The sequence below is a fragment of the Micromonospora sp. NPDC005215 genome (assembly GCF_040607915.1).
GTDB lineage: Bacteria > Actinomycetota > Actinomycetes > Mycobacteriales > Micromonosporaceae > Micromonospora.
In genome coordinates, this window is record NZ_JBEXHQ010000092.1 from 1 (window position 1) to 8135 (window position 8135).

The window sequence follows — 8135 nt, forward strand, 5'->3', positions numbered from 1 at the left end:
GCCATCCCGACAGCCTGAAGCCCGTCCAACGCCCAACCGGGAACGTCGACCGGCGTGTCACCCAACCCGGCCAACGTTTCCGGTCACAGCACTAGGCGGAGCGCAGGCCAGCGCGCAGTCGTCCGCCATCTTGAGCCGGATGCGACACTTCCAGTGTCCGTCGGGCAATAGGATGCTTCCACCAGTAGAGCGACGCCCCGCACCAGATTGACGTCAGCCGGCGATGGCAATGTTCTGGACATGGGCAGTGCGCGAAGCGGCGTCGGCTCATTGTGGCCTGCGGCGTCCGTGGCCGCGCAGGACCTCGCAGCACGCCATCCTGCTCAGGGCCTGGTAGACCTCGGCGCACGGCCTGCGGTACTGCTTGTTCTCTGGTCGCTTCACTTGAGCCTCATCAACTACCCTTAGCAGAATTCTCTTGCCTCCTGCACACCGACTACACCAACCCGAACGAAGACCAAGTGGGACGATCTTGTAAACCTAGTGAATGAAAACCATGAAGTCGATCTCTAACGCCCCAGGTCAAGAAGTGTGCTCCCCGCGCACGCGGGGGTGATCCCACCGGCGCGTAGATCGCCGTCAGGCCGGCACTGTGCTCCCCGCGCACGCGGGGTGATCCTGCTCTCGTCACGATCGACGAGGTCCAGTACGCATGCTCCCCGCGCACGCGGGGGTGATCCTCACGTCCCCCGCCCGGAACGAAGAGGGCTTGAGTGCTCCCCGTGCACGCGGGGGTGATTCTCCGACGCTGACCCTGCTCTGCCCGGACGGTTAGTGCTCCCCGCGCACGCGGGTTCGCCCCGGACTGCTTCCGTGTCACCGCCGGCTGAAATTTGACTCTGGCACACATTCTGTCATGGATCTTGGTGGCAGCTCACGGTGTGGCGAGGACGCGTTTGCGGAGGAGGTCGAGGTTCGCGCGTCTCCGCGCGCGTGCGGTCAATCGTTCGACTGCTGCGGATACCCGCTCCACCGATGCTCATCCGTCTGCAGCGGTGGACCGTCTACTGCCAAAGCGCGCGACGGCTTCGCCATGTTTCGCACGCTAGATTGCCGAGCGGCCGACGCGGGGCAGGACCGGCTGCAGGTCTCAATCGGACTTACCCACAAAATGGCTACTCAACGGCAAGCAGCTTGAGGATCGCCGGTACAGGCACCAGGTACCGCCGGCCGATACGCAAAAGGCGCACCGGGAACTCGTTGGTTTTGGCCAGCTCGTAGGCCTTGGTCCGTCCAATGCCCAAGATCGCCGCAGCCGTCTCCACATTGGTGGTGATACCGAGGTCCCGTACCGCATCGATCGTCCACACCTGCCCCTGTGTCCGGCCCGGGGTATAATCGTCGCTTGTGGTGGTTGACATCGTTGGTGCCCTCCCCTGAGGTCGTAACGACGCCGGTATCGACGTCAGCCCTCACGATGCAATCGACCGGTTGCCTGAGACGCTGCCAAGTGCAAGCATCCGGGACAGGTAACGGCATCAGTCACCTGCGGCTAGAGCCTTGCCGACAGCCAGGAAAAACTCGGGCGAGGGCAGGTGGGCCAAGCGCGAGCGGATGTTTCCGGCCCAGCTACGCCCTGGGTGACCAGCTTGCGGCGTCTCCGAGCACCGCCTCCATCAGCTCCGCAGCCTTCCGTTCGCTTTCCGGCAACACATGGGTGTAGACCTCACGCGTCGTGCGGCTGTCGGCGTGACCAAGCCGCCGCTGCATCACGTGCTCGGGAACACCGGCGTCAGCGCCGGTGGTAGCGGAGGTGTGCCGCGCATCGTGGAGCGAGATGACCGGGACATCGGCGTCAGCGCACGCCTTCGCCCACTGGTCGGTGAAGTACTTCGGGTAGTACGGCTCCCCGTCCTCGCGGCAGAACAGGTAGCCGCCGTCGTGGTACAGGACTCCGGCATCGACCTTCTCAACCGCCTGGCGCGTCCGGTGAGCATCCAGCTCCGTTACCAGGGCTGGCCCGAGCGCTACCGCCCGCTTGCTCTTGCCCTTGGGTGACTTCTCGACCACGCCGTTGCTGGTCGTGGTGCGCTGCCAGTGCAGCAGCAAGACACCGCGATCGAGATCCACGCGCGGCCACTTGAGACCGGCCAGCTCCCCTCGCCGGGTGCCGACGACGATTGCCAGCACCCAGGCGGCACGCAGCCTGGTCGGCGTGGTACTTGAGGAACTTCGCCGACTGCGCGGGCGTCCAGACGCCCTTGCGTCCCATCGTCTCCCGCTCGACCTGCCGAGGTTGCCGCACACCGTCGACGTTGACCCCGAGGTCGCTCAACGCCTTCATCAGGACCCTGTGCACGATCCGAACGGTGGTCGACGACAACGGTCCACCGTTCTTGCCGCCACCCTTCAACAGCTTCTTGTACAGCTCGTGGATCACTCGCTTGTCGAGGGCGTAAAGCTGCCGCGCGCCGATGTGCGGGACCACGTAGCAACGCATGATGTCCCGGTAGTTGCTGAGCGTCGTCTCCTGGACATCCAGTTCGCGCTCGTTGAGCCAGCTCTCCAGCTCGGCAGCGACGGTACCGTCCGCGCCGAGGTCCGCTCCACCGTAGGCGGCGCGCGCGTCCTGCTCAGCCTTCAGAGCAGCGGCCTGATTCGGGAACCCCTGCCGCTTGTGCTGGCGGCGCCTGCCGTTCACATCCGGCGGGAGGTCGATGATGAAGAACCAGCGGGTCTGGCCGGTGGCGAGGCGGTAGCTGTAGACAGCCATGAGGCTGCACCTCCGCAGTAACGGGATCGAGGGATGCAACCCACGTTAAGCGATCTCCGTTACCGCCAGCGTTACCGCAAGATCACACATGATCTTCTATATCCGCTGGTGAATACCAGTCGGGACGGCCGGATTCGAACCGACGACCCCTTGACCCCCAGTGAACTAGCAGAGCTACCGGGGGGTGCCGAACGATGTTGGCTCGTGCCGGAGGTGCAGGTCAACGGCGAAGCGGCGTCCGAGGCACGTCAGGCCCTGTCGGGCCTTCCCGGACCGTCCGTGAGATGCCCGTGAGATATCACTGCGGGGCGGTGCAGCGTGGGAGAGGTACTGGAGACCATGTGCCACGCCTCTCCCACGCTTGACGGACCCAGCCCGGAAAGACCGTCCCCAAGCGCTCGAACAGGTCGGGGATCCACACGTACAGCATTCTCCAACCGACCTGAACCGTCCTGTCTGCCGTCGGCCAGTCAGCGTAGGAACGGGCCGTCACCCGGCCTGCTGCCCCTGCGGACCCAAGGCGCCTCGCTCCTACGCTGGCGGCCGGGCTGCGGTCTGCTCGGCTTGCCCGGGTCGACGGCAGACAGGACTAATCAATGCCAGTTACACAAAGCATTTCCCGCCCACGCAAGACCGATTCGGCAGGTCTGGGACCCACTGCCTTCCCGGTCGACCGTCAGCAATGGCGCCACCGCCACGCTCGGCGATCAGGTGGACCAGCCTGCGGACCTGGGCCGACTGCAGCCCCATGAACGGGAAGATCCACGCCGTCGGCCACGCAATCCAGCACGGGCAGCACGAAGATGCTCCACTCCTGTTGCCATCCGCCATCCTGTCTGCCATCGACCCGCCGGGCCGGGAGCGGGCCGCCGCCCGGCCCGCCACAACCTGCGGACCTCGACGGCTCGTACGGACGCTGGCGGGCTGGGTGACGGTCTGCTCGGCTTGCCCGGGTCGATGGCAGACAGGATGACCCACCGCCACCACCCTGGGAGCCGGCGGCCGCGGACGGCTGCCGGCCATCCTGGAGCCGGAGCGCCCCCGCCGGAGGCACAATGACCGCAACCCGCAGGTCGCGCGACTCGACGACGCAACCGAATCTCTCACTTACATCGAGCAACACGCCCCGGCGCCAGACGAACCCCCGGCTGGCGTCGGCGCCGGCCAGGGGTTCGGTCAGGAACTGCAGGTGTTGAGCATGGTCTGCAGCGCGGACTTCTCCGACGACTGCAGCCGCAGGCCCCAGTTGTACTTGACCGTGATCCACATCTTGCTGTACGTGCATCGATACGACGACAGGGACGGCTGCCATGTGGACGGGTCCTGGTCGCCCTTGGACTGGTTAACGTTGTCCGTCACCGCGATCAACTGCGGGCGGCTCAGATCGTTGGCGAAGCTCTGCCGGCGGCTGGTCGTCCAGGAATTGGCTCCGGAGCGCCACGCCTCGGCGAGCGGCACAACGTGGTCGATGTCGACGTCAGAAGCCGCTGGCCAGGTCGCGCCGTCGTACGGGCTGTACCAACGACCAGAGGTAGCCGCGCAGGAACTGTCGACGACGACGGAGGTGCCGTCACGCTTGAGGACCTGTTCACGGGTGTTGCAGCTGCCGCTGATAGCAATCCAATGCGGGAACAGGTCGCGCGAATACCCGCTGGTCGAGCCTTCGGTGGCAACGGTCAGGGCGTTGAGCTGCGACTGGGCGGTCGCCCTCGACGGGATTGCCGGCGGTGTCGCCGAGACGGGCGTAGCACCCGCGACCGAGAACACCGCGCCAGCGAGGACGGCGATCGCCATCGCGGCGGAACGCAAACGGCGGCGTGCGAGTGGGGCATCAGTTGTCAGTCGCGGCATGCAGGCCTCCAAACAGCGCCAAAGTTCAGGCAGTTACCATCATCAATGATGATGACGACAGTATGACGGTGCTGCGAAAGCCCGACGGCGTTTGAGCGACCCTTCCGCGCCACCGGGTATAGCAACCTCGCAGCGTCGGACTACTAATCAACCTCGACGCACACGGTTTCATTGCGATCCTCGCCCAGTCCAGAGGCCGGGCGCAGCTACGGGCGCCGCAGAGACCCTGCTGGACCAGTACCTCTGTGATCCTCGTCCGATCGAGGGACCGGGCGCAGCGGCTAGGCGTGCGACTTCAAGGTTGCGATCCTCGCCAGGTCCGGGGACCGGGTGCAGGGCGACGATGCGCGCCAAACTGGAGGCCGCGCAGGAGTTGTGATCCTCGCCCGGTCCGAGAACCAGGCGCAGCGCAGATGACCACCCACACGGTCCTCGCCGCCGAGAAGGTTGCGATCCTCGCCCGGTCCGAGAACCGGGCGCAGCGCCTGCACGTCGCCCTCCAGGGGTCGGCACAGGTCGTTGCGATCCTCGCCCGGTTCGGGGACCGGGCGCAGCGCGGTGAGCACGTCGGTGAGGGTCTGCCCCTGCCCGAGCCAGTTGCGATCCTCGCCCGGTCCGAGGACCGGGCGCAGCCAGCGGCGCGTTCGTGAGCGCGCTACGGCGGGCGTAGTTGCGATCCTCGCCCGGTCCGAGGACCGGGCGCAGCGACGCTCTCGGCCGGGTACTCGGTCGGCTGGCCGGTGTTGCGATCCTCGCCCAGTCCGAGGACCGGGCGCAGCTTGGAGCGCGCCGAGGAGGGCCGCGCCAACGGGCAGGTGTTGCGATCCTCGCCCGGTCCGAGGACCGGGCGCAGCACGTCCGCGCCGGAGCCGACTTCGTTGCGGTGGCCACCGTTGCGATCCTCGCCCGGTCCGAGGACCGGGCGCAGCAGCTGGTCCACGTGCCGCTCGCGCGAACGAAGTCGACGTTGCGATCCTCGCCCGGTCCGAGGACCGGGCGCAGCGCCCGGGAGGAGGAGGTGGACCAGTCCAAGAATCGTTGCGATCCTCGCCCGGTCCGAGGACCGGGCGCAGCTTCCGGCTGAAGTACGCGGCAGCCTCCACGGCGGCGTTGCGATCCTCGCCCGGTCCGAGGACCGGGCGCAGCAGCGTTCCCACTCTGGTTGACGTCCGCATCGGCGTGTTGCGATCCTCGCCCGGTCCGGGGACCGGGCGCAGCCCGTCACGATGACCACCCAGAACAGGGTCCGCACGATGTTGCGATCCTCGCTCGGTCCGAAGACCGGGCGCAGCTCCTAGCGGAGGTGGGGCCAAGGGCTCGGCCGGTGCTGTTGCGATCCTCGCCCGGTCCGAAGACCGGGCGCAGCCCCTCTGGGCTCCGGCCGCCCGGCTGTCGCTGGCCGAATTGCGATCCTCGCCCGGTCCGAAGACCGGGCGCAGCGTCCGGTTCCGCAACGGAGAGTAATCGAGACCAAGGTTGCGATCCTCGCCCGGTCCGAAGACCGGGCGCAGCCGTGGGCTGGCGATGCCGAGGACTCGATCTGGCTGGTTGCGATCCTCGCCCGGTCCCAGGACCGGGCGCAGCTCCGCGCGCCGGGTGCGCTGACCCATCTCGCATCCACGTTGCGATCCTCGCCCGGTCCGAGGACCGGGCGCAGCACCGCGTACGCGGTGCCGTTGGGCACCCTGTTGGAGGGGTTGCGATCCTCGCCCGGTCCGAGGACCGGGCGCAGCAATAGCACCATCTCCGGGATTGCGGCGCACTACAAGTTGCGATCCTCGCCCGGTCCGAGGACCGGGCGCAGCAACGCCATCGGAGTTGCTTGCCCCAACGACAACAATGTTGCGATCCTCGCCCGGTCCGAGGACCGGGCGCAGCCTGGAGATCACGCCTGAACAGTCGCAGATCATCAGGGTTGCGATCCTCGCCCGGTCCGAGGACCGGGCGCAGCCGCCCTTCGCGCTGTTGCACGAGCGACACAGCACCTGTTGCGATCCTCGCCCGGTCCGAGGACCGGGCGCAGCGACCATCAACGCGGACGCCTGGCACGCCCAGGTGGAGTTGCGATCCTCGCCCGGTCCGAGGACCGGGCGCAGCTCCGCCTCGTACGCCTCCACCCACGCCATGTAGTTGTTGCGATCCTCGCCCGGTCCGAGGACCGGGCGCAGCGCTGGCCAGCCGCGCCCACTCGTAGTGCACCTCAGCGTTGCGATCCTCGCCCGGTCCGAGGACCGGGCGCAGCTCGTCTGCCGGCCCGACGTGACGACCGCCCCAATGCTGTTGCGATCCTCGCCCGGTCCGAGGACCGGGCGCAGCGCCTGACCTGCGGTGGCAGCAAAGTTTGCGACGTACCAAGTTGCGATCCTCGCCCGGTCCGAGGACCGGGCGCAGCCGCCGACCTCACCGCCCGCCGGCCGCTGGTCGACGAGGTTGCGATCCTCGCCCGGTCCGAGGACCGGGCGCAGCGCGCCGGTGCTGTCGAGCCGGACCTGTTGAGGCAGGGTGTTGCGATCCTCGCCCGGTCCGAGGACCGGGCGCAGCCATCACCCCGTTGGCCGCCCCGCTGGCCTGCCCGAGGTTGCGATCCTCGCCCGGTCCGAGGACCGGGCGCAGCTCACCCGCAGCGCCACCGTGGACTACCCCACCCAGGAGGTTGCGGTCCTCGCCCGGTCCGAGGACCGGGCGCAGCCCGTGATCGAGCTGCGGCACCTGGCCGTCATCGCCACGTTGCGATCCTCGCCCGGTCCGAGGACCGGGCGCAGCTACGGGTCACGTCGGTGATCAGCCCGGTGAACACGGGGTTGCGATCCTCGCCCGGTCCGAGGACCGGGCGCAGCGGGGCGTCGGAGAGCATCAGGCCCGGCGCTTCGAGCGGTTGCGATCCTCGCCCGGTCCGAGGACTGGGCGCAGCCCGGACCCAGCCCCGGCGCCGACCCCGGTGGAGTACCTGTTGCGATCCTCGCCCGGTCCGAGGACCGGGCGCAGCCAGACCGTGCTCGGCGTCGACCTCACCGCCGAAGCGTGGTTGCGATCCTCGCCCGGTCCGAGGACCGGGCGCAGCACGGAGACGAGTCGTTGTCGTACGCCGGGTCGCCCGAGTTGCGATCCTCGCCCGGTCCGAGGACCGGGCGCAGCCCTGAAACTGGACGTCCGTGCCGACCTGTTGGGTGCGGTTGCGATCCTCGCCCGGTCCGAGGACCGGGCGCAGCACCAGGGTGTGAAATCTTTGCCGCCGCCGGAGATTTTGTTGCGATCCTCGCCCGGTCCGAGGACCGGGCGCAGCCCGTCATTATCGGTACACATAGCTGGGTGCTGGCTGTGTTGCGATCCTCGCCCGGTCCGAGGACCGGGCGCAGCCGGACACCAGCGCGGCATAGTGGTTGACGATGCCGGAGTTGCGATCCTCGCCCGGTCCGAGGACCGGGCGCAGCGCCCGTGGGACTCCCCGTTCTCCCTCTACTGGCGCAAGTTGCGATCCTCGCCCGGTCCGAGGACCGGGCGCAGCTACCTCGCCGGTGACGGCCGGTCCGTCGAGTTCGACGCGGTCCTGCAGGCCGGAGCGCCGGCGCCC

3 protein-coding genes, 2 pseudogenes and 1 CRISPR repeat array are annotated in these 8135 nt (G+C 68.1%); all 5 genes and pseudogenes read right to left on the bottom strand.

The genetic code is table 11. The features are described from left to right. Window positions 1-1115 precede the first annotated feature (1115 nt). The 5 genes and pseudogenes from ABZU25_RS34015 to ABZU25_RS34035 all read right to left on the bottom strand — a co-directional run bounded on the left by ABZU25_RS34015 (window position 1116) and on the right by ABZU25_RS34035 (window position 4564). The gene (locus ABZU25_RS34015) at window positions 1116-1361 is read right to left on the bottom strand and encodes a helix-turn-helix domain-containing protein (RefSeq protein ID WP_355033467.1); all 246 of its coding nucleotides are present in this window, start codon (window positions 1359-1361) and stop codon (window positions 1116-1118) included. 208 nt (window positions 1362-1569) lie between these two features. Then, on the bottom strand, window positions 1570-2130 hold the full coding sequence (locus ABZU25_RS34020; protein ID WP_355033468.1) for a site-specific integrase: 561 nt from the start codon (window positions 2128-2130) through the stop codon (window positions 1570-1572). A gap of 280 nt (window positions 2131-2410) precedes the next feature. Beyond that, window positions 2411-2713 (bottom strand): annotated as a pseudogene (locus ABZU25_RS34025) (site-specific integrase); the annotation flags it as partial. A gap of 633 nt (window positions 2714-3346) precedes the next feature. Next, window positions 3347-3544: pseudogene (locus ABZU25_RS34030) on the bottom strand (hypothetical protein); the annotation flags it as partial. Between the two features lie 345 nt (window positions 3545-3889). Further along, a complete protein-coding gene (locus tag ABZU25_RS34035; RefSeq protein ID WP_355033469.1) occupies window positions 3890-4564 on the bottom strand; it encodes a DUF1524 domain-containing protein in 675 nt (224 codons plus the stop codon). A 170-nt stretch (window positions 4565-4734) separates the two neighbouring features. Further along, a CRISPR array of direct repeats spans window positions 4735-8069; the repeat unit is 37 nt; unit sequence GTTGCGATCCTCGCCCGGTCCGAGGACCGGGCGCAGC. The last annotated feature ends 66 nt before the right edge of the window (window positions 8070-8135 follow it).

Bases quoted from the DNA above. Each gene is read 5' to 3' on its own strand.
- ABZU25_RS34015 (WP_355033467.1), bottom strand. From the start codon at position 1,361: ATGTCAACCACCACAAGCGACGATTATACCCCGGGCCGGACACAGGGG.
- ABZU25_RS34035 (WP_355033469.1), bottom strand. From the start codon at position 4,564: ATGCCGCGACTGACAACTGATGCCCCACTCGCACGCCGCCGTTTGCGT.